Here is a 20,976-nt window from a genome sequence, read left to right on the forward strand (position 1 = left end):
GGTTCACAGCCATAAAAGAAAACTCCGGCCTGCGGGCCCGGGGTCTCCTCAAGCGCAGCGCGAGATACGCCCAGCTTACCTGAGGTTATCGGCGACGTAATCCGTGAGGGCGGTGATCCTCGCATCGTCGTATTCGGGGCTGTCACTCGTGACGGCCCACTGATCCATGCCCGGCAGGAAATGGACCCCCGCCGAAACGGAGGTCCGCGAAAGGACCGCTCAGTAGCGGTAATGATCCGACTTGTAGGGGCCGTCGACGGTCACGCCGATGTAGTCGGCCTGATCCGGGCGCAGCTGGGTCAGCTTGACGCCGATCTTGGCCAGGTGCAGGCGCGCGACCTTTTCATCCAGATGCTTGGGCAGGATGTAGACGCCCGGCTGATATTCCGCGCCCTTGGTCCAAAGCTCGAGCTGTGCCAGCACCTGGTTGGTGAAGGAGGCCGACATCACGAAGGACGGGTGGCCGGTGGCGTTGCCGAGGTTCAGCAGCCGGCCTTCCGAGAGCAGGATGATCTTGTTGCCCGAGGGCATCTCGATCATGTCCACCTGGTCCTTGATGTTGGTCCATTTGTGGTTCTTCAGCGCGGCGACCTGGATCTCGTTGTCGAAGTGGCCGATGTTGCCGACGATGGCCATGTTCTTCATCTCGCGCATATGCTCGATGCGGATCACGTCCTTGTTGCCGGTGGTGGTGATGAAGATGTCAGCGTCGTGGACGACGTCTTCCAGCACCACGACCTCGAACCCGTCCATCGCCGCCTGAAGGGCGCAGATCGGATCGACCTCGGTCACCTTCACGCGGGCGCCCGCGCCGCGCAGGGACGCGGCGGAGCCCTTGCCCACGTCGCCGTAGCCGCAGACGACCGCGACCTTGCCCGCCATCATCACGTCGGTCGCGCGGCGGATGCCGTCCACCAGGCTTTCCTTGCAGCCGTACTTGTTGTCGAACTTCGACTTGGTGACACTGTCGTTGACGTTGATTGCCGGGAAGGGCAGCAGGCCCTTCTTGTGCAGATCGTAAAGGCGATGCACGCCGGTCGTGGTTTCCTCCGACACGCCCTGGATCGCGTCGCGCTGCTTGGTAAACCAGCCGGGGCTTTCCTTCAGCCGCTTCTTGATCTGGTTGAAGAGGCAAACCTCCTCCTCCGAGGACGGAACCTCGATCAGCCCCGTCTCGCCCGCTTCGACCCGTGCGCCCAGAAGGATGTAAAGCGTTGCATCCCCGCCGTCATCGAGGATCATGTTGCAGGTGCCTTCGGCGAACTGGAAGATCTGGTCGGTATAGGCCCAGTATTCCTCCAGCGTCTCGCCCTTGATGGCAAAGACCGGGATGCCCGCTTCGGCGATCGCGGCCGCCGCGTGATCCTGGGTGGAGAAGATGTTGCACGAGGCCCAGCGGACATCCGCGCCCAGCGCCGTCAGCGTCTCGATCAGCACGGCGGTCTGCACGGTCATGTGCAGCGAGCCGGCGATGCGCGCGCCTTTCAGCGGCTGCGCGGCGCCGAATTCCGCGCGCAGGGCCATCAGCCCCGGCATTTCCGTTTCGGCGATATCCAGCTCCTTGCGGCCGTAGCCGGCAAGAGCGATGTCCCTGATGATGTAGTCCTTGGCCATGTCCCAGCGTTCCCGAAAATCTCTTTGACGGGTCCCATACCACCGGGACCGCCTGCGGGCAATCGCCGGGGCGGTTTCCCTCTCCCCGCCAGTTTACTTGGCCCCGACAAGCGCCTAGTCATCGCGGGAACGGAGGATCCCATGGCCAAGACCCCACGCGCATGGCAAAGGATGCTGTCGGGCCGCAGGCTCGACCTTCTGGACCCGACCCCGATGGACATCGAGGTCGAGGACATCGCCCACGGGCTCGCCTTCGTCGCACGCTGGAACGGGCAGACCCTGGGCGACTGGCCCTATTCGGTGGCCGAGCATTCTCTTCTGGTCGAGGAGATCTTCGCCCGCCTCAATCCCGGCATCGCCCTGCGCTGGCGTTTGGCCGCACTTTTGCATGATGCGCCGGAATATGTGATCGGAGACATGATCAGCCCGGTCAAAGCCGCGGTGGGGCCGGGTTACGGCGCACTCGACGATCGGCTGACGGCCGCGGTCCATCTGCGTTTCGGCCTGCCCGCCACGCTTCCCGGGCCGATCAAGAAGGAAATCAAGCGCGCGGATCGTATCTCTGCCTGGCACGAGGCGGTGAAGATCGCGGGCTTTACCGATGGCGAGGCCACGAAGCTCTTCGGCGGGCCGGAATTGCCGCTGACCGGGCCGGTCGAAATCCTGCTGCGTCCCCCGGTCGAGGTCCGCGCGCAATTCCTGCAACGTTTCGCGCGCCTCCTTGCGGAGGGCTGACGGGGCGCCCGCGATCGAGGGCGCCCCGTTTTGCCGTTCAGATCAAGAGATCTTCAAGCGATTTCCCGGACTTGAGCGCGGCTTCCATCCAGCGGGGCTTTCGGCCACGTCCGGTCCAGGTTTCCGCGCGATTGGCGGGATTGGCGTATTTCGGCTTCGCGGGCGCACGGCTGCGCACCGGCGCGGCGCCAACCAGTTCATTCAGCGAAAAACCAAGCGATTTCGCCGTTTCCTCAACTGCCGCCAAAGCCTCTTTCTTTTTACGCTCTTCAAAACCCTCAATGGCGCGCGCCACCTGGGATTGAAGAGCCTTGAGTTCCTTGAGCGACATATTGCCAAGATCTACAGACAAGACTTATCCTCCTGTTCGGCTTCTTTTTACGAGCCGTTTTCAGGGTTTTCATTAATCAGGAGGTTTTGCAACCTAAAAGCCGGATATTTACTTTGGACTGCGCTTCGCGAGAATTCTTTGAAGCGTCCGGCGATGCATATTTAGGCGCCGCGCCGTTTCAGAAACATTACGGTCACAAAGTTCATAAACCCGCTGGATATGTTCCCAGCGGACACGGTCGGCCGACATCGGGTTTTCCGGGGGCGGGGGCAAGCTGTCCCCGCGCGAAAGAAGGGCGTTGGTGATATCGTTGGCATCCGCGGGTTTCGACAGGTAATCCGTGGCCCCGATCTTGACGGCCGCGACCGCCGTCGCGATCGCGCCATAACCCGTCAGCACGACCACACGGCAATCCGGCCGCCGTTCGCGCAGCGTTTCGACCACGTCGAGCCCGTTTCCATCTTCAAGCCGCAGATCGACGACGGCATAGGCGGGCGGGCGGGCAATCGCCGCGGCCTTGCCGGCGGCGACGCTTTCGGCGGTCTGCGCCTGAAAGCCGCGCTTCTCCATCGCGCGGGCAAGCCGCGTCACGAAGGGCACATCGTCATCGACTAGAAGCAGGGTCCGGTCCGGCCCCAGTTCGGCGAATTCGTCGTTGGCCATGCCGCCCCCGATTGCTGCTGTCGGTCTCGTTCTAGGGAATATGGCCGATAGGGTCAAATCCCCTTAGCCGGCGGCATCCACGAAGCAAGAGGCGCTTTCCGCCAGTGCCTCGGGCGAGGTTTCACGGGAAAAGAATTCCACGAACCCGTGGTTGGGCAGCATCAGGTAAGTCTGCGTCATGTGATCGACCAGGTAGAAATCGTCCGAGGGATTGTCCGGCGCCTTGTAATAGGTCTTGTAGGCATTGGCGGCGGCCCGGATCTGTTCCGGCGTTCCGGTCAGGCCAATCAGGCGCGGATGAAGGTAATCGGTCCATTCCTTCAGCACCTCGGGCGTGTCGCGCCGCGGATCGACCGAGATGAAGACCGGCGTCACGTCATAACCCATCTCATCCAGCACATCGATGGCCGCCACGTTCCGCCCCATGTCCGCCGGGCAGACATCGGGGCAGAAGGTATAGCCGAAATAGACCAGGCTGGGTTTCGTCAGCACATCGCGGTCGGTGACCGTCCGCCCATCCTCGTCCACCAGGGTAAAGGCGCCGCCGATCGCGCCGGCGCCGCCCGCGATGACGCTTTGGCGGCAGGCCGCGAAGGGGTCGTTGCCGCGCTGCTGGGTCACGGCGAAGATCCCGACCAGCAGGATCGCGAGGGCCGAACCGGACGCGATGGCGATGCGGCGCGTGGAAATGGGCATGGGATCCGCCTTGGCTGAGTTGATCGTCTTGCGCTCTGCAACTATCAAGCTCCTGACCCGTTTTCCAGAGCCGGGGGGCAGGATGGCCCTTTCACACCCAGGACATGACAGCGACCTTCCGGCCGATCTCCATGGCGGACGGGTTCGGCTGCGAACACTGATCCTTCTGCGCTGGGCCGCCATCGCGGGCCAGATCGCAGCACTGACCGTCGCCTCCGGGCCGCTGAATCTCGCGATCCCGCTTGGCCCTTGTTTTCTTGTCGTCGGCGTTGCGATCGCGGCCAATATGGCGGCGGTCACGATCTTTCCCCAAACCCAGCGCCTGTCCGAGCGGCAGACCCTGGCGAGCCTGCTTTTCGACATCGCCCAGCTGGCAATCCTTCTGTCGCTGACGGGGGGCCTGTCGAACCCCTTCGCCTTTCTCATCCTGGCGCCTGCGACAATTGGCGCCACGGTGCTGGGCGCCCGGTCCAGCGTCGCCGTGGCGCTGGTGACGATCGCGGTGGTCACCACGGTGGCCTATGTGTTCCTGCCACTGCGCACCGAGGCGGGGGCAGAGATCGCGACACCCGCCATCCTCGGCTTCGGCCACTGGCTGGCGATCGTCATCGGGGTCACGTTCCTGTCGGTCTATGCCGGGCGCGTCGCCTCCGAGATCCGCGCGATGGGGCGCGCGCTGCTGGCGGCGCAGATGGCGCTGGCGCGGGAACAGAAACTGACCGACCTTGGCGGCGTGGTGGCCGCCGCCGCGCATGAGCTTGGAACGCCGCTCGCCACGATCAAGCTCGTCAGCGCGGAGCTGGCGGATGACCTCGAAGACCGCCCCGAACAGCATGAGGATGCGTTGTTGATCCGGCGCGAGGCTGACCGCTGCGCGGAAATCCTGCGCTCGATGGGCCGCGCCGGCAAGGACGACCTGCATCTGCGCGCCGCCCCCGTTTCCGCAGTGCTGCGGGAAGCGGCCGAACCGCATCTGGACCGCGCGCGCGACGTGCGCTTCGACCTCGCGCCGGGGTCGGGGGGCGCCGCGCGCGAGCCTTCGATCCGCAGGCAGCCCGAGCTTATCCACGGGCTGCGAAACCTGATCCAGAACGCCGTGGACTTCGCCCGCGCCACCGTCTGGGTCGAAGCCCGCTGGACCGAGGGGCGCCTGATCGTCCGGATCGTGGACGACGGCCCGGGCTTTCCCGCGCACCTTCTGGGCCGGATCGGCGACCCGTTCATCCGCAGCCGCCCGTCGGAGGCCGTGCCGGGCCGTGCGGAGTATGATGGGATGGGCCTTGGCCTGTTCATCGCCAAGACCCTGCTGGAGCGCACCGGCGCCGAAATCACCTTCGCCAACGGAACCGATCCATTCCTGGCCGAATCCGAGCGGCCCGAGCGCTGCGGCGCCATCATTGAACTCACCTGGCCGCTGTCGCGCGTCGAAAGCACCGCGAGCGGGCCTCTGGGAGAGAACATAAGACACTGAAATAACAAGAAACTGCCCCATTCGATTAAGACCCCGTTAACCCTTCGCGGAAACTCTGGCGGCGGTGTCTCCTGATCGGGATTGGGCCCATGCCGCCGTCGCTGGTCTTCGCTTTTCTGGTAGCGGGCTCCGCCTTCGCGGCGGCGCTGGTCGCCGTTCTGGCGCTGTGGCTGGTCGAGGATCGGCGTCGGGATGCCAGATGGGCCGCCGCGCCCGGCGCAGGGCCGGAACCCTATGTCTTCCTCTTCGACGACCACCGCCTGATGGATGCCACCGCGGCGGCGCGCGTCTTTCTGCGCGCACTGCCCGGCGGTCCGGACGACTGGCAGCGGCTTCTGACCCATCTCGGCCCCCGCTTTCCCGGCCTGGCGCAGGCGCTGGCATCGCCCCCTGCCGAAGGCGGGGTGACGCTTCGGGGATCGGATGGCAGCGCGCTTTGCGCGACGGGCGGTCCCGCCCTGCCGCTCAGGCTTGCCTTCCTTCCGGCGGAAGCCGCGGAGGCGCCCGCGCTCGACATTCACTGCCAGCGCGCCCAGACGCAGGAACTGGAGTGCCTGCGCCGGACGATCGACGCGCTGCGGATGCCGGTATGGCAGAGCGCGGCGGATGGGACCGTCCTTTGGGTCAACAGGGCCTATCTCTCGGAATCCGCGACCAACGCCGGCCAGCCGGAGGACGAGCTTTCCTGGCCGCCACCCAATCTTCTGGACCACCTGCAACCGGCGCGCGGGAATGCGCCGCCCCGGCTGCGCCTTCCGGGCGACCCGCCGCGCTGGTTCGAGGTCGAGACCGTGGCGCTCGGGGAATGCCGGCTGCACGTCGCGACCCCAGCCGGTGCGCTGGTCAAGGCGGAGACGAGCCGCGACGAGATGATGCAGACCCTGGCCAAGACCTTCGCAGAACTGCCGATCGGGCTGGCCGTGTTCGACCGTCGCCGCCAGCTTGCCCTCTTCAACCCCGCGCTTTCGGACCTGACCGGGCTGCGGCCGGATTTCCTGATGTCCCGGCCACCGTTTCATGCCTTCTTCGACCGTCTGCGCGACCTGCGCATGATCCCGGAACCGCGCGACTACCACGGATGGCGGCAGGAGATCGCGGATATCGAGAAAGCCGCCGCCACCGGCAATTACGAGGATACCTGGAACATGCCCTCGGGCGCGACTTACCGGGTGACCGCGCATCCGCATCCCGACGGCGCGCTGGCGCTCTGGTTTGCGGATGTCAGCGCGGACATGTCGCTGACGCGCCGCTTCCGCGCCGAGGTGCAGACCTGCCAGGATATCTTCGACCAGCTCGACGTGGCGATCGCGGTCTTTTCCCCGGCGGGGGTCATGACGCAGTCCAACGGCGCGTTCTCGGACCTGTGGTCCTTCGATGCGACCCTTGCGGCGGCCCCGGTCGAGACCGCCGACATGATCGCCCTGTGGCAGGCGCAGACAGAGCCGACACCGGCCTGGGAACGGCTGACGGGCTACATGTCCGACCTTTCGGGCCGCGAGGCCTGGTCGGCCGACCTGCGCCAGCTTTCCGGCGCGCAGGTGCAGCTTCGGGCGACACCCCTTGGCGGCGGTTCGGTCATGCTGGCCTTCCATACGGCGCATCGAGCGCCGCCCCCACCGCCGACCGTGGCAAAGCGCGCCTCGCAACCCGTCGTCTAGCGCGTCCCTCCGCAGCAATCGCCTTGCCGCCACGGCGCGCTCAGCTAAAAGTCGGCGCATGGACCCGCACGACGACCACCCCGACGCAATCCTCCGGCTGCCGGACCCCGGCGCGACGGACGCGCTGGCGCGCCGCCTCGCGCCTGCGTTGCGCGCGGGCGACACGATCCTGCTTGAGGGGGAGATCGGCGCGGGCAAGACCCATTTCGCCCGCGCCCTGATCCGGGCGCGGCTCGCGGCGCTTGGCCTCGATGAAGATGTCCCGTCCCCCACGTTCACCATCGTCCAGACCTATGAGGCGGGCGAGGCCGAGATCTGGCATGCGGATCTTTACCGCCTGAGCGGCCCGGAGGAGATCTGGGAACTGGGGCTGGAGGACGCCTTTCGCACCGCGATCTGCCTTGTCGAATGGCCGGACCGGCTGGGAAGCCTCCGCCCCAGTGACGCCCTCACCCTCCGCTTCGCGGCCGAACAGGACGACAGCCGGCGCCTCGGCCTTCATGCCAGCGGCCCAAGGGCGCAGGCACTTTTGCGCGATCTTCTTGCCGGGGCGGGGGCATGACCCCGCGCGAAGCCGCCATTCCGGGCTTCCTCGCCGCCGCGGGCTGGGGTGCGGCATCGCGCCAGGCCCTGGCGGGCGACGCTTCCGCCCGGCGGTACGAGCGGCTTGCGCTCGCGGGTCGGAGTGCCATCCTGATGGATGCGCCGCCCGAAAAGGGCGAGGACGTGACCCGCTTCACCCGCATGGCCGCCTGGCTGCTGGCCCAGGGCTACTCGGCCCCGCGCCTGCTGGCCGAGGACGCGGCGGGCGGCTTTCTGTTGCTGGAGGATCTGGGCGACGACCTGTTCGCCCGTCTGCTTGCGACCGACCCGGCGCAGGAACAGATGCTTTACGCGGCGGCGGCGGACTTTCTGGCCGACCTCGGCAAGCGCCCGGTGCCGGATTTCGTGCAGCCCCTCGATGGACCGGCGCTGGAAGCATTGCTGGCCTGGGTCGGCGAATGGTACCTGCCCGCGATGGGGGCCGACCCGGCCGCCGCCTCGGCCCTTCCGGCGGCGTTCGGACGGCTTTACAGCGCGTTGGCGGGCGACGGGCCCGGGGTGCTGTCGCTCCGGGACTTTCATGCCGAGAACCTTATCTGGCTGCCCGGCCGTTCGGGGCATGCGCGGCTGGGCTTGCTGGATTTTCAGGACGCGGTGGCGGCGCATCCCGCCTATGACCTCGTGTCCCTTCTGCAAGACGCGCGCCGCGATGTCAGCCCGGCGGTCGAGGCCGCGATGATCGATCGCTTCGCCCGTTCCACCGGGCAGGACCGCGATCGCCTTTGCGCGATCTACGCACTTCTGGGCGCCCAGCGCGCGCTGCGCATTCTTTCGGTTTTTGCACGGCTTTGCCTGCACCTCGGCCGGACCCGCTACCTTGACTTCATGCCGCGCGTCTGGGGCCATCTGGCCCGCAACCTGGCCCATCCGGCGCTGGGTAATCTCGCCACCCTGCTTGCGGACCTGCGCGAACCGACACCGGCCGCCCTGGCCCGCTTGAGAGAGCGTTCGCCATGCCCGACGCCGTGATGCTGTTCGCCGCCGGGCTGGGCACCCGGATGCGCGAATTGACCCGCGACCGCCCCAAGCCGCTGATCGAGGTCGCGGGCCGCGCGCTTCTGAACCATGCGCTTGACCGGGTCTGGGAGGCCGGGGTGGGGCGCATCGTCATCAACCTCCACTACCGTGCGGCGCAGATTCGCGCCCATCTGGAGGGGCAGCGCGTGCTGTTCTCGGACGAAAGCGATGCGCTTCTGGAGACCGGGGGCGGGCTGGCCCGCGCGCTGCCCCTGCTGGCGGCCGATCCGGTCTTTACCCTGAACACCGACGCGGTCTGGACCGGCGCCAACCCCCTGGCGCAACTGCGTGAAGCCTGGCAGGGCGCGCAAGGGCCGGGGGCCGAGGGACTGCTGCTTCTGGTTCCGCGCGCGGCTGCCATCGGGCACAGCGGACCGGGCGACTTTGATCTGGACGCCCAGGGCCGGCTGACCCGAGGCACGGCCTATGTCTATACCGGGGCGCAAATCCTGCGCACACCGCGCTTTGCCGCCCGCGCCCCCGGTGCCTTTTCCATCAACCCGATCTGGGACGAGATGATTGGCGCGGGTACGCTTTTCGGCGCCGTCCACGACGGCGGCTGGTGCGATGTCGGGCGGCCGGAAAGCATTGCACTGGCCGAGTCGATGCTCCAGTCTGCCGGTGATGCTTGAACCCTGCCCCGATGTTTGACCCCGGCACATCGCCCCGCCTTTTCGCCCTTCCCCCCGGTGCCGATTTCCCGGCGCGCCTGGTCGAGGGGCTGATCGCGCGCATGGCGGATAAGCCCGCCGAGGCGATGGCGCGGGTGGAGCTTTACCTCAACACCGCGCGGATGCAGCGCCGGGTGCGGGCGCTGTTCGACGACCACGGCGCGCGCTTTCTGCCCCGCTTGCGGCTGGTCACCGACCTTGGCCGCGATCCGCTTGCCGGGTTGCCGCCGGCCGCGCCCGCGCTGCGCCGGCGGCTGGAACTGGCGGAGCTGGTCCGCGGGCTGGTGGAACGGCTGCCCGATTTCGCGCCTGGAACCCCGGTCTTCGGCCTCGCCGACAGCCTCGCCCGCCTTCTGGAGGAGATGGAGGGCGAGGGCGTGGCGCCCGCCGCGCTGGAAAGCCCCGCACTGGCCGAGAACCACGCGGCGCATTGGGAACGCAGCCTGGCCTTCCTGCGCATCATCGGGCGCTATTTCGCCCCCGATCCCAGCGAGGCCCCGCCCAGCGCCGAGGCGCGGCAGCGCCAGATCGTCGCCGCCCTTGCGCAGCGCTGGCATCTGTCGCCGCCCGATCATCCGGTGATCGTCGCAGGCTCGACCGCCTCGCGCGGGACGACGGCGCTCTTCATGGCGGCCGTCGCGCGGCTGCCGCAGGGGGCGGTTGTCCTGCCAGGCTTCGACTTCGACATGCCCACCGCCGCCTGGGAAAGTCTCGCCGACGGCCCCATGCCGGCAGAGGACCACCCGCAGTACCGCTTCCTGAAACTGGCCCGCGATCTTGATCTGCCGATGACCCGGATCCGCCTCTGGGCCGACGGGACCGCGCCCGATCCGGCGCGCAACCGGCTGATCTCGCTTGCGCTGCGGCCCGCGCCGGTCACCGACCAATGGATGGCCGAGGGCGCGGGGCTTGGCGACCTGCCCGCCGCGACGAGCGGCCTGACGCTGATTGAGGCCCCCTCGCCCCGGGCCGAGGCGCTGGCGCTGGCGCTGCGTCTGCGCGAGGCGGCAGAGAGTGGCACCCGAGCGGCCCTGATCACCCCCGACAGGGTTCTGGCCCGGCGGGTCGGCGCGGCGCTCGACCGTTGGGGCATCCTGCCCGACGACAGCGCCGGCCAGCCGCTGAACCAGACCGCGCCGGGCCGCTTCCTGCGGCATGTCGCGGGGGTCTTCGGCCGCAAGCTTGGCGCGGAAGCGCTGCTGGTTCTGCTCAAGCATCCGCTGACCGCGACGGGCGCGGGCGATCGCGGCAACCACCTGCGTTTCGCGCGGGATCTTGAGTTGAAGATCCGCCGCTCCGGCCCGCCCTTTCCGACCGGTGCTGATCTGATCGCCTGGGCCAGCGCGCAGGGTGATGCCGAACGCATCGCCTGGGCCGAGTGGCTTGCGGCGGCGCTTCAGGGGCATGAGGACCCCGCGCCGCTGCCGCTGGGCGACCGGGTCGCCGCGCATCTGGCCCTGGCCGAGGCGCTGGCGGCAGGGCCCGGGGGCAGCGCCTCGGCCAGCGAGCTTTGGCGCGACGAGCCCGGCCGCGCCGCCCGCCGCGCCATGGACGGCCTCTTGCGCGAAGCAGGGCATGCGGGCGCCTATTCCGCGCAACACTACGCCGATCTGGTCGCGGGCATTCTATCCTCGGAGATGGCGCGCAAGGCCGAGGGCACGCACCCGCTTGTCGCGATCTGGGGCACGCTGGAGGCGCGCGTGCAGGGCGCCGACCTGGTCCTTTTGGGCGGCCTGAACGAGGGCGTCTGGCCCGACTTGCCCGCCCCCGATCCCTGGTTGTCGCGGCAGATGCGGCTGAAGGCCGGGTTGCTTCTGCCCGAGCGCCGGGTCGGCCTTTCGGCGCATGACTTCCAGCAGGCCGCCGCCGCCCCTTCGGTCGTCCTCTCGCGCGCCGCGCGCGATGATGAGGCGGAAACCATCCCCTCGCGCTGGTTGGCGCGGCTGACGAACCTGCTGGCGGGCCTGCCCGGCAATCGCGGCCCCGACGCGCTGGCGGAGATGACCGCGCGCGGCGATGGGCTGCTGCGCCTTGCCGGGGCGCTTGAGGAGCCCGGCCGCGTCACACCCGCACCCCGCCCCGCACCCCGCCCGCCGGTCGAGGCGCGGCCGTCCGAACTGCCGGTGACCGCGATCCGGACCCTGATCCGCGACCCCTACGCTGTCTATGCCGGGCGTATCCTGCGGCTGCGCAAGCTCGACCCGCTGCGCGCCGAGCCCGATGCGCGCAAGCGCGGCGACGTGCTGCATGAGATCGTGCACGCCTTCATCAAGGACCGCCCCGAGGGCGAGACACCCGAGGCCGCCCGCTCGCGCCTGCTGGCGGGCGCCGAGGAGATCCTTTCGCGCGAAATCCCCTGGCCCTCCGCGCAGCGGCTGTGGCTGGCCAAGCTTGCCCGCATCGCCGACCGCTTCGTCGGCGCGGAGGAGCAGCGGGCGGGCCGCGGCGCCCCCGTGGTGATGGAGGAAAAACACCGCCTGCCGATCCCGGAACTTCGTTTCACCCTCACGGCCAAGCCCGACCGGATCGATCTTCTGGAGGACGGGAGGGTCCACATCTACGACTACAAATCCGGTCGCCCGCCCAGTGACAAGCAACAGGCCGCCTTCGACAAGCAGTTGCTGCTTGAGGCGCTGATGGCTGAACGTGGCGCCTTCGCGCCCCTCGGTCCGCGCGAGGTCGAGGGTGCGACCTACATCCACCTCGGCGGCGATGGCACGGACAGGCCGACGGAGCTGACAGCGGATTTGATGGCCCAGACCTGGGAAGGGCTGGGCCAGCTGATCCGCGAATACCGCCGCCGCGAAAAGGGTTACATCGCCCGCCGCGCCGTCTTCGAAAGCCGGTTCGAGGGCGATTTCGACCACCTCGCACGCTATGGCGAATGGGAGATGGCCGATCCTTCCGCGCCGGAGGATGTCGGATGATGGACGACGCCACCCGCGCGCAGGTGCGCGCCGCCGACCCCGCGGCCTCGACCTGGTTGTCGGCCAATGCCGGGTCGGGCAAGACGCGCGTGCTCATCGACCGGGTGGCGCGCCTGCTGCTGGGGGGAACCGAGCCACAACGCATCCTGTGCCTGACCTACACCAAGGCCGCGGCAAGCGAGATGCAGAACCGCCTGTTCAACCGGCTCGGCGAATGGGCGATGCTGCCCGAGCCGCTCCTGCGCGGCGCTCTGGCCGACCTGGGCGTTCCCGGCCCGATCGACGTCGATGCGCTGGCCCGCGCCCGGCGGCTTTTCGCGCGCGCGATCGAGACGCCGGGCGGGCTGAAGATCCAGACCATCCATTCCTTTTGCGCGGCGCTTCTGCGCCGCTTCCCGGTCGAGGCCGGCGCCTCGCCCGATTTTACCGAGCTTGACGACCGCACCGCCGCGCTCCTGCGCGCCGAGATCGTGGAGGAACTGGCGGCGGGTGCCGACATCGGCGCCGTCGATGCGCTCGCGGCCTTCGTTTCGGGAGAGGACCTTGACGCGCTTCTGGCCGATCTGAGCCGCAACGGCGAGCTTTTCGCTTCGCCCTTGACGCGGGACGAGGCCTTCGCGCTGTTCGGTCTGCCTGCGGGGTTCGATGCCGAGACCGCTTATCATGATACCTTCGACGGCTCGGAGCGTGCCCTCTTCGCCGAAGCAGTGCCTGTTCTGGAGCGTCAATCACCAACCATGGTCGCGCTCGCTGGCAGGCTTCGTTTACTCAATCCTGAGCAGAATTCCGAACTGGCATTCAAAGCTCTGCGTGAAGAGTTCCTCTATCGAAAGGAAAGTCATTTTCGAGCTGAAGCAAAGTTCGCCACTGTTCCGACAAAAAAGGCTCAAGGCGCACTTGGCGATCTCTTAGCGGATTTTCAGGCCTTGATGGACCGCGTCGCACAAACACAGGGACGACTCTTTGCCCTCGCCGCGGCTGAGAAAACGCTGGCGCTGCACCGCTTCGCCGGGGCGTTCCTGCCGCGCTACGCGGCGCGCAAGGCGGGACAGGGCTGGCTCGACTTCGACGACCTGATCCGGCGGGCGGCGGCGCTTCTGGGCGACCGCGCCGTAGCGGCCTGGGTGCTCTTTCGTCTCGACGGCGGGATCGACCACGTCCTGGTTGACGAGGCGCAGGACACCAGCCCGGCGCAATGGAAGGTGATCGAGCGCCTGACGGAGGAGTTCACCGCAGGCGAAGGCGCGCGCGGCACCGAGCGCACGATCTTCGTCGTGGGCGACAAGAAGCAGTCGATCTATTCGTTCCAGGGCGCGGACCTTAACGAGTTCGACAGCATGCAGGGGCATTTCACGGCGAAGTTCGCCGCCGTCGGCCGCGCGATGCAGGGGCTGGAACTTCTGCACTCCTTCCGGTCGGCCGACGCGATCCTGCGGGTCGTGGACCTGACCTTCGACGAACGCGTGAACCGCGGCCTTGGCGGGACGCCGAAGCATCGAGCCTTCCACATCGACAAACCGGGGCGCGTCGACCTTTGGGCGCCCATCCCGAAGCCCGACAAGGTCGAGCCGAACGAATGGTACGCCCCCATCGACATCCTGCCGGACGCGCATGAAAACGTGGTCCTTGCCCGCAAGATTGCCGCCGAGATCCGGCGGATGATCGATACCGGCGTAACGATCGCGGACCGGGGCGGCGCGCGCCGGGTGCATGAGGGCGATTTCCTGATCCTCGTCCAGCGGCGCGGGCCGCTCTTTTCCGAGATCATCCGCGCCTGCAAGGCGGAGCGGCTTGAGATCGCGGGCGCCGACCGGCTGAAGCTGGGCGGGGAGCTTGCGGTCAAGGACCTAGCCGCGCTTCTCTCCTTCCTCGCGCTGCAGGAGGATGACCTTTCGCTCGCCGCCGCGCTGCGCTCGCCGCTCTTCGGTTGGAGCGAGGGGCAGCTTTATGACCTGGCGCAGGGCCGCGCCGACAAGACCTATCTTTGGCAGGCGCTGCGCGACCGGGCCGACGACTTCCCCCAGACGCTCGCCATGCTTCACGACCTGCGCCGATGGGCGGATTTCCTGAGACCCTACGAGTTGCTGGAACGGATCCTGACCCGCCACGGCGGCCGCCGGAACCTGCTGGCCCGGCTGGGGCCGGAGGCCGAGGACGGGATCGACGCGCTTCTGGCGCAGGCGCTCGCATATGAACGGACCGAGGTGCCCAGCCTGACCGGCTTCCTCGTCTGGATGCAGACCGACGAGGTCGAGGTGAAGCGCAGGCTCGACAGCGCCACCCGCGCCATCCGGGTGATGACGGTCCACGGCGCCAAGGGGCTTGAGGCGCCGATCGTCATCCTGCCCGACACCGCCAAGCGCCCCGACACCGTGCGCGACGAAATCTACGTGACCGAAGAGGGCGTTGCGCTGTGGCAGGTGCCCGCGGCGGAAAGCCCGGGTCTGGTCGCGGATCTGCGCGACGGCCTGAAGGACCGGCAGCGGCAGGAACGGATGCGGCTTCTTTACGTGGCGATGACGCGGGCGGAAAGCTGGCTCATCGTCTGCGCGGCGGGCGACACGGGCACGGGCGAGGAGAGCTGGCACGCGCTGATCGACGCGGCGATGGACAAGGCCGGGGCGGAGAGCAGTCCGCTGATGGGTGAGGCCTGGGATTTCGGCCCGGGCAAGCGGTTCGCGCTTGGCCACTGGCCCGCGCCCGCCCCAGGAGATGCCGACGGCGCGGACCAAGCGGCGCCGACGCCCCCCGCGCTTGCCCCCTGGATCACCGCGCCCGCCCCGCCCCCTCCGGATCTTCCGGCGACCCTGTCGCCCTCGGCCCTCGGCGGCGCCAAAGCCCTGCCCGGAGAGGCGGGGCTTGACGAGGAGGCGGCCAAGCGGCGCGGCACGATGATCCATCTGGCGCTGGAACATCTGCCGCTCTGGCCCAGGGCCGACTGGCCGGAGATCGCCGCAACGCTCCTGAGCGCCGAGATGGACGCGGACCCAGCCGAAACCGCAGCCGTTCTGGCCGAGGCCGCCCGCGTCCTCGACAACCCCGCGCTGGCCCCGATCCTGACGCGCGCCCTGCGGGAGGTCGAACTGACCGCTGCGCCGCCGGAGCTTGGCGGGCGGCGCCTGCACGGCACCATCGACCTGCTGCTGGTCGAGGCGGACCGCGTCCTTGCCATCGACTACAAGTCGAACGCCATCATCCCGGAGGGGGTGGGGGTCGTTCCCGACGGCATCCTGCGCCAGATGGGGGCCTACGCGGCGATGCTGGGCTGCATCTATCCCGACCGGCGGATCGAAACCGCGATCCTGTGGACGGCGAGCGGGGAAATCATGCCGCTACCCGGCGATATCGTGAGGGCAGCCTTGCAAACCACCACTACACCTTGACGCCGGAGGCCCAGCTTCCTACTTTCTGGCCAACGCATTCCCCGAATGGAGCAAGATCATGGCCACCGTTGCCGTCACCGATGCAACCTTTGACGCGGAAGTGCGTCAGTCCGACATTCCGGTCGTCGTGGACTTCTGGGCCGAATGGTGCGGCCCGTGCAAGCAGATCGGTCCGGCGCTCGAAGAGCTTGCCACGCAATATGCCGGCAAGATCAAGATCGCCAAGGTGAACGTGGACGACAACCCGAGCTCGCCCGCGCAGCTCGGCGTGCGCGGCATCCCGGCGCTGTTCCTCTTCAAGGATGGTCAGGTGGTGTCGAACAAGGTCGGCGCCGCGCCCAAGGCCGCGCTTCAGAACTGGATCGAATCCTCGATCTGATCGACGAGACGTCTCCAAAACTGGGGCGCCTTCGGGCGCCCCTTCTGTTTGGGACGGTTGCGAGGCGCCGCCCGGCCCGCCATATAGGGCGGTGAACGAGAGGGAGGACGCGCATGTCCGAAGACAGGTTTCCCGGCTGGCACGGCACGACGATCATCGGCGTGCGCAGGGGCGGCGAGGTCGTGGTGGCAGGCGACGGGCAGGTGAGCCTGGGCCAGACCGTCATCAAGGGCACCGCCCGCAAGGTCCGGCGCCTGAGCCCCGGCGGGCGCGACGTGGTCGTGGGCTTTGCCGGCTCGACGGCCGACGCCTTTACCCTGCTCGAAAGGCTAGAAAAGAAGCTCGATGCCGCGCCGGGCCAGCTGACCCGCGCCTGCGTGGAACTGGCCAAGGACTGGCGCACCGACAAATACCTTCAGAAGCTGGAGGCGATGTTGATCGTCACCGATGGCAAGACGCTTCTGGTCGTGACCGGCGCGGGCGATGTGCTGGAACCTGAGCACGACGTGGCCGCCATCGGATCGGGCGGGAACTTCGCCCTGGCCGCCGCGCGCGGGCTGATGGAGACCGACCTGCCGGCCGAGGATATCGCGCGCAAGGCCATGGCCATCGCCGCCGACATCTGCGTCTACACCAACGGCAACCTGACGGTGGAGTCGATCCGTGGCTGACGCCCCCCAAGGCGCGCCCCAAGGCATGGACCCCGCGGACATTCGTGCCGCGGCGAAGGCCGGCATCCTGACCGAGGCCCAGGCGGCCGAGCTGAACGCGCTCAGCAACCGGCGGGCCGACGACCGCGCGGCCCGCACGCGCGAGGATGAGCCCTTCGAGTTCTTCAAGGGCTTCGCCGAGATCTTTGTCGCCATTGGCCTCGCCATTCTTCTGGGGGGCATCGCGCTGTTGCTGGGGGTGATCGGCGGCGTCGGCATCCTGATCGCGATCCCCGCGATCATCGCCGCGATTTCCTGGTGGATGGCGCGGTTCTTCACGCTGCGCTGGCGGATGAACCTGCCCTCGATGGTGTTGGTGGGCGCCTATTCCGGCGGGATCTACGTCTCTGCGCTGACGATGCTTGGCCAGTCGGACATGGGGCTGAAGGCGGTGGCTTTCCTGTCGGCCGCCATTGCCGCCGGGGCGACCGCGCTCTGGTTCCGGCGCTTCAAGTTGCCCTTCGCGATGTTCATCCTGGGCGGCTTCGCGATGATGGCGACCTATGCGCTTTTCACCCGCTACAACCCCGGCGGCAGTTTCGACGACATCGACGGCTGGGCCCAGAGCTTCGTGCCGCGCGCCAACCTGACGCTCGCCTCGGTCGTGTTCGGGCTGGCGGCCTTCGCCGGGGCCATGTCCTTCGACCTCGCCGACCCGCACCGGACCGGGCGCCACTCCGCCACGGCGTTCTGGCTGCACCTCCTGGCGGCGGGCGCGCTGGTGAACGCGGTCGCGGGCAATATCTGGGGCCAAGGCGGCGGGGCGAACATCGTGCCGACGATACTGGTTCTGGCCGCCTTCGCGCTGGTCGCGCTGGTGATCGACCGGCGATCCTTCCTGACCGCGGGCATCGTCTACATCGCCGCGATCATCTACTGGGCCGTCGCCGGGGACCGGGGCGCCAGCGCCCGGGACTGGGCCTTGATCCTGATCCTTCTGGGACTTTTCTTCACCATCCTGGGCACCTGGTGGATTCCGTTGCGCCGCCGCGTGATGCGCGCGCTGCCGGACTTTCCCGGCAAATCCCGCCTGCCCCCCTATTCGGAGCGCACATGACCAACCTGACCCCGCGCGAGATCGTATCCGAGCTTGACCGCTTCATCATCGGCCAGAAGGACGCGAAGCGCGCCGTCGCGGTCGCCCTTCGCAACCGCTGGCGGCGCAAGCAGTTGCCTGACGACATCCGGGAAGAGGTCTACCCCAAGAACATCCTGATGATCGGCCCGACCGGGGTCGGCAAGACCGAGATCTCCCGCCGTCTGGCGAAGCTGGCGCGCGCGCCCTTCCTGAAGGTCGAGGCGACGAAGTTCACCGAAGTGGGCTATGTCGGGCGTGATGTGGAGCAGATCATCCGCGACCTGGCCGACGCCGCCATCATCGAGACCCGCGAGCGCATGCGCGAAGAGGTCAAGGCCCGCGCCCACAAGGCCGCCGAGGAGCGCGTGATCGAGGCGATCGCAGGTGCCGACGCCCGCGAGCAGACCCGCGAGATGTTCCGCCAGCGGCTGAAAAAGGGCGAACTGGACAACACGGTCATCGAGTTGGAGGTGGCCGAAGCCGCGCCGCAGATGCCCTTCGAGATGCCGGGCCAGCCCGGCATGGGGATGATGAACCTGGGCGACATCTTCGGAAAAGCCTTCGGCGGGCGCCGCACGCGCAAGAAGATGACCGTTGCCGAAAGCTACGAGATCCTGATCTCGGAAGAAGCCGACAAGCTTCTGGACGACGAGCAGGTAAAGCACATCGCACTTGAGGCGGTGCAGGAAAGCGGGATCGTCTTCCTCGACGAGATCGACAAGGTCTGCGCCCGCGCCGAAACCCGCGGCGCCGATGTCAGCCGCGAGGGCGTGCAGCGCGACCTGCTGCCGCTGATCGAGGGCACGACGGTTTCGACAAAATACGGGCCGGTGAAGACCGACCACATCCTCTTCATCGCCTCGGGCGCCTTCCACATCGCCAAGCCCTCGGACCTGCTGCCGGAATTGCAGGGCCGCCTGCCGATCCGCGTGGAACTGCGCGCGCTGACGGAGGAGGACTTCGTTCGCATCCTGACCGAGACCGACAACGCCCTGACGCGCCAATATACCGCGCTGATGGGGACCGAGGAGGTGACCGTCACCTTCAGCGAGGACGGCATCGCGGCCCTCGCCCGGATCGCGGCAGAGGTGAACCGCAGCGTGGAGAACATCGGCGCGCGGCGGCTTTACACCGTGATGGAGCGCGTGTTCGAGGAACTGAGCTTCAACGCCCCTGACCGCGCCGGCGAGGCCGTCAATGTCGATGCGGCCTTTGTCGAACGGCACCTGGGCGATCTGTCCCGTAGCGCCGACCTGTCACGATACGTACTCTAGCGGCGGGTTCCGGGTTATGTTCGTCCATGGTCCGGCAGGGGCCATGGCCTATCGGAGCGCAGGATGCGGCGGCTTTGCCTTGCCTTGATGATCGTGGGAGTGACCGCAGGCTGCATTCCCCGCGGCGCGGTGACGGTGGACCCCGCTGCGGCACGGACCGGAACCGTGGAAAGCGTCTTCATCGCGACGACGCGCGCACCTGACCCCCGCACGGGCGAGCCCTTCGGGCACGGGCGAAGCAAGCAGGCGCGCTACCTTCGCCTCGACGTCGCCATCCCGCCAGAGCGGGAACCGGGCAGCATCGACTGGCCGCCCGCCCGGCGCGCGCCGGATCTGGCCCATGACTTCGTGGCGAGCGCGCAGGAGATCATGACCGGCCCGGCCGCGTTCCGGGCGGAGCTTGCGCGCGAACTGCGCCGCAAGCCCGCAGGCCGGCGCGATGCGGTCGTCTTCGTCCACGGCTACAACACCACCTATGCCGAGGGCGCCTACCGTCTTGCGCAACTGGGTCATGACCTGAAGCTTGACGCGGCCTTCGTGCACTATTCCTGGCCATCGCGCGCCCATCCGCTGGGCTATGCCTATGACCGCGACAGCGCGCTTTTCGCCCGCGACGGCCTCCAGACGCTCCTGGAACAGGTGGCGGCATCGGGCGCGGATCAGATCCTCATCACCTCCCATTCCATCGGCTCGCTCCTGACGATGGAGACCCTGCGCCAGATGGCGCTGTCGGGCCGGTCGGACCTTTTGCGCAAGATCTCGGGCGTGGTGCTGTTTTCGCCCGATATCGACGTGGATGTGTTTCACACCCAGGTCGCGGCCATCGGAAAGCTGCCCCAGCCCTTCGTGATCTTCACCTCGAAACGCGACAAGGCGCTGGCGCTGTCCGCGCGTCTGACGGGGGAGCGGAAGCGGCTTGGAAACATCGAGAGCGCGGCGGAAGTCGCGGATCTGTCCGTGACGGTCATGGATACCACCGCCTATTCGACCGGCGCGGGGCATTTCGACGCCGCCGCTTCGGCGAGCCTTCTGCTGATCCTGAGCCAGATCGCCGCCGCGGGCGGCATCCTGGAAGGCGAGGGCCGTCTGGGATTCCTGGCGGGGACAGTGATCACGGTGCGCAATGCGACGCAGATCATCATGGCCCCGGTCGCCGCAATGTCGAACCTCTAGAGTCCGTCAGCGCGCCCGCCTGAGGTAGACGTAATAGGCCCCGCTGCCGCCGTGCTTCAGATGCGCGGTCGCGACCTGCAGGACCAGCGGCCGCAGCGGCGGCAGGCTCAGCCAATGGGGGACCTCGTGCCGCAGCGCGCCGATGCGCGCCGGGATCGGGCCGTCGTCATCCTTGCGCTTGCCCTTGCCGGTGATGACCAGCACCAGTCGCCGTCCCTCCGCATGCGCATTGAGGATGAAATAGACAAGCTCTTGGCGTGCCTCGGCGAGCGTCATGCCATGCAGGTCGATGCGCCCCTCGGGGTGAAGCTTGCCGCGCGTCATGGATCGGAAGGCAGAGTGGTCCATCCGCACGGGCTGAGCGGCCAGCGCCTCCTCCAGCGTCGGCGCCAGATCGTGACGGCGGAAGGGGCGCGCGGTCTCTCCGATCCTGAAATCGGGCAGGGGCTTGCGCACCTCGGGCGCGACGGGTTTCGGTGCGTGGTCCGGCTTTTTCGGCTGTTCGGAGTGCAGGGCCTGGGTGGTGCGCGCGACCTTGTGCCAAAGGTCACGCTCCTCGGGCGTGACGGGACGGGGGCGCCGCATCACGCTCC

The 20,976-nt window shown here is 68.0% G+C and carries 18 protein-coding genes; 13 read left to right on the top strand and 5 right to left on the bottom strand.

What is annotated here, in order from left to right; all coding sequences use genetic code 11:
* Positions 1–219: 219 nt before the first annotated feature.
* Positions 220–1,614 (bottom strand): adenosylhomocysteinase, encoded by a 1,395-nt coding sequence (ahcY, locus tag OE647_RS00650; protein ID WP_263719658.1) that lies wholly within the window; start codon positions 1,612–1,614, stop codon positions 220–222.
* A gap of 141 nt (positions 1,615–1,755) precedes the next feature.
* Here ahcY and OE647_RS00655 point away from each other — a divergent pair, with 141 nt between their 5' ends.
* The gene (locus OE647_RS00655; RefSeq protein ID WP_263719659.1) at positions 1,756–2,349 is read left to right on the top strand and encodes an HD family hydrolase; all 594 of its coding nucleotides are present in this window, start codon (positions 1,756–1,758) and stop codon (positions 2,347–2,349) included.
* A gap of 37 nt (positions 2,350–2,386) precedes the next feature.
* On the opposite strand, the gene OE647_RS00660 is transcribed toward OE647_RS00655, so the two are convergent.
* From OE647_RS00660 to OE647_RS00670, 3 genes are all read right to left on the bottom strand, one after another.
* A complete protein-coding gene (locus OE647_RS00660; RefSeq protein ID WP_263719660.1) occupies positions 2,387–2,701 on the bottom strand; it encodes an H-NS histone family protein in 315 nt (104 codons plus the stop codon).
* An 87-nt stretch (positions 2,702–2,788) separates the two neighbouring features.
* Positions 2,789–3,343: an ActR/PrrA/RegA family redox response regulator transcription factor gene (locus tag OE647_RS00665; protein WP_263719661.1), complete on the bottom strand. Its 555-nt coding sequence runs from the start codon at positions 3,341–3,343 to the stop codon at positions 2,789–2,791.
* Between the two features lie 63 nt (positions 3,344–3,406).
* Positions 3,407–4,039 carry an SCO family protein gene (locus OE647_RS00670; protein WP_263719662.1) on the bottom strand — a complete coding sequence of 211 codons (633 nt, stop codon included), beginning with the start codon at positions 4,037–4,039 and terminating at the stop codon, positions 3,407–3,409.
* Between the two features lie 82 nt (positions 4,040–4,121).
* On the opposite strand from OE647_RS00670, the gene regB reads away from it, so the two are divergent.
* The 12 genes from regB (at position 4,122) to OE647_RS00730 (ending at position 20,383) form a co-directional block, all read left to right on the top strand.
* The gene (gene regB, locus OE647_RS00675) at positions 4,122–5,510 is read left to right on the top strand and encodes a sensor histidine kinase RegB (RefSeq protein WP_263719663.1); all 1,389 of its coding nucleotides are present in this window, start codon (positions 4,122–4,124) and stop codon (positions 5,508–5,510) included.
* Positions 5,511–5,599: 89 nt separating this feature from the next.
* Positions 5,600–7,168, top strand: a complete 1,569-nt coding sequence (locus OE647_RS00680) for a PAS-domain containing protein (protein WP_263719664.1) — start codon at positions 5,600–5,602, stop codon at positions 7,166–7,168.
* A 58-nt stretch (positions 7,169–7,226) separates the two neighbouring features.
* Positions 7,227–7,730 (top strand): tRNA (adenosine(37)-N6)-threonylcarbamoyltransferase complex ATPase subunit type 1 TsaE, encoded by a 504-nt coding sequence (gene tsaE, locus OE647_RS00685; protein ID WP_263719665.1) that lies wholly within the window; start codon positions 7,227–7,229, stop codon positions 7,728–7,730.
* Positions 7,727–8,740, top strand: a complete 1,014-nt coding sequence (locus tag OE647_RS00690; RefSeq protein ID WP_263719666.1) for an aminoglycoside phosphotransferase family protein — start codon at positions 7,727–7,729, stop codon at positions 8,738–8,740. The genes tsaE and OE647_RS00690 overlap by 4 nt, the downstream gene beginning before the upstream one ends.
* Positions 8,725–9,420 carry a nucleotidyltransferase family protein gene (locus OE647_RS00695; protein WP_263719667.1) on the top strand — a complete coding sequence of 232 codons (696 nt, stop codon included), beginning with the start codon at positions 8,725–8,727 and terminating at the stop codon, positions 9,418–9,420. Before OE647_RS00690 ends, OE647_RS00695 begins: the two co-directional genes overlap by 16 nt.
* Before the next feature lie 11 nt (positions 9,421–9,431).
* Entirely contained in the window at positions 9,432–12,386 is a 2,955-nt protein-coding gene (gene addB / locus OE647_RS00700) for a double-strand break repair protein AddB (protein ID WP_263719668.1), read from the top strand.
* Positions 12,383–15,769, top strand: a complete 3,387-nt coding sequence (addA, locus tag OE647_RS00705) for a double-strand break repair helicase AddA (RefSeq protein WP_412174910.1) — start codon at positions 12,383–12,385, stop codon at positions 15,767–15,769. The genes addB and addA overlap by 4 nt, the downstream gene beginning before the upstream one ends.
* A gap of 58 nt (positions 15,770–15,827) precedes the next feature.
* On the top strand, positions 15,828–16,148 hold the full coding sequence (gene trxA / locus OE647_RS00710; RefSeq protein WP_263719670.1) for a thioredoxin: 321 nt from the start codon (positions 15,828–15,830) through the stop codon (positions 16,146–16,148).
* 113 nt (positions 16,149–16,261) lie between these two features.
* A complete protein-coding gene (gene hslV, locus OE647_RS00715) occupies positions 16,262–16,819 on the top strand; it encodes an ATP-dependent protease subunit HslV (protein ID WP_263719671.1) in 558 nt (185 codons plus the stop codon).
* A complete protein-coding gene (locus OE647_RS00720; RefSeq protein ID WP_263719672.1) occupies positions 16,812–17,915 on the top strand; it encodes a hypothetical protein in 1,104 nt (367 codons plus the stop codon). The genes hslV and OE647_RS00720 overlap by 8 nt, the downstream gene beginning before the upstream one ends.
* A complete protein-coding gene (gene hslU, locus OE647_RS00725; RefSeq protein ID WP_263719673.1) occupies positions 17,912–19,210 on the top strand; it encodes an ATP-dependent protease ATPase subunit HslU in 1,299 nt (432 codons plus the stop codon). Before OE647_RS00720 ends, hslU begins: the two co-directional genes overlap by 4 nt.
* A gap of 63 nt (positions 19,211–19,273) precedes the next feature.
* Positions 19,274–20,383, top strand: a complete 1,110-nt coding sequence (locus tag OE647_RS00730) for an alpha/beta hydrolase (protein WP_263719674.1) — start codon at positions 19,274–19,276, stop codon at positions 20,381–20,383.
* Positions 20,384–20,389: 6 nt separating this feature from the next.
* Here the strand turns inward: OE647_RS00730 and OE647_RS00735 are convergent, their stop codons facing one another.
* Entirely contained in the window at positions 20,390–20,968 is a 579-nt protein-coding gene (locus OE647_RS00735) for a Smr/MutS family protein (RefSeq protein WP_263719675.1), read from the bottom strand.
* Between the last annotated feature and the right edge of the window lie 8 nt (positions 20,969–20,976).

It is taken from the genome of Albidovulum sediminicola, assembly GCF_025751575.1.
GTDB lineage: Bacteria > Pseudomonadota > Alphaproteobacteria > Rhodobacterales > Rhodobacteraceae > Albidovulum > Albidovulum sediminicola.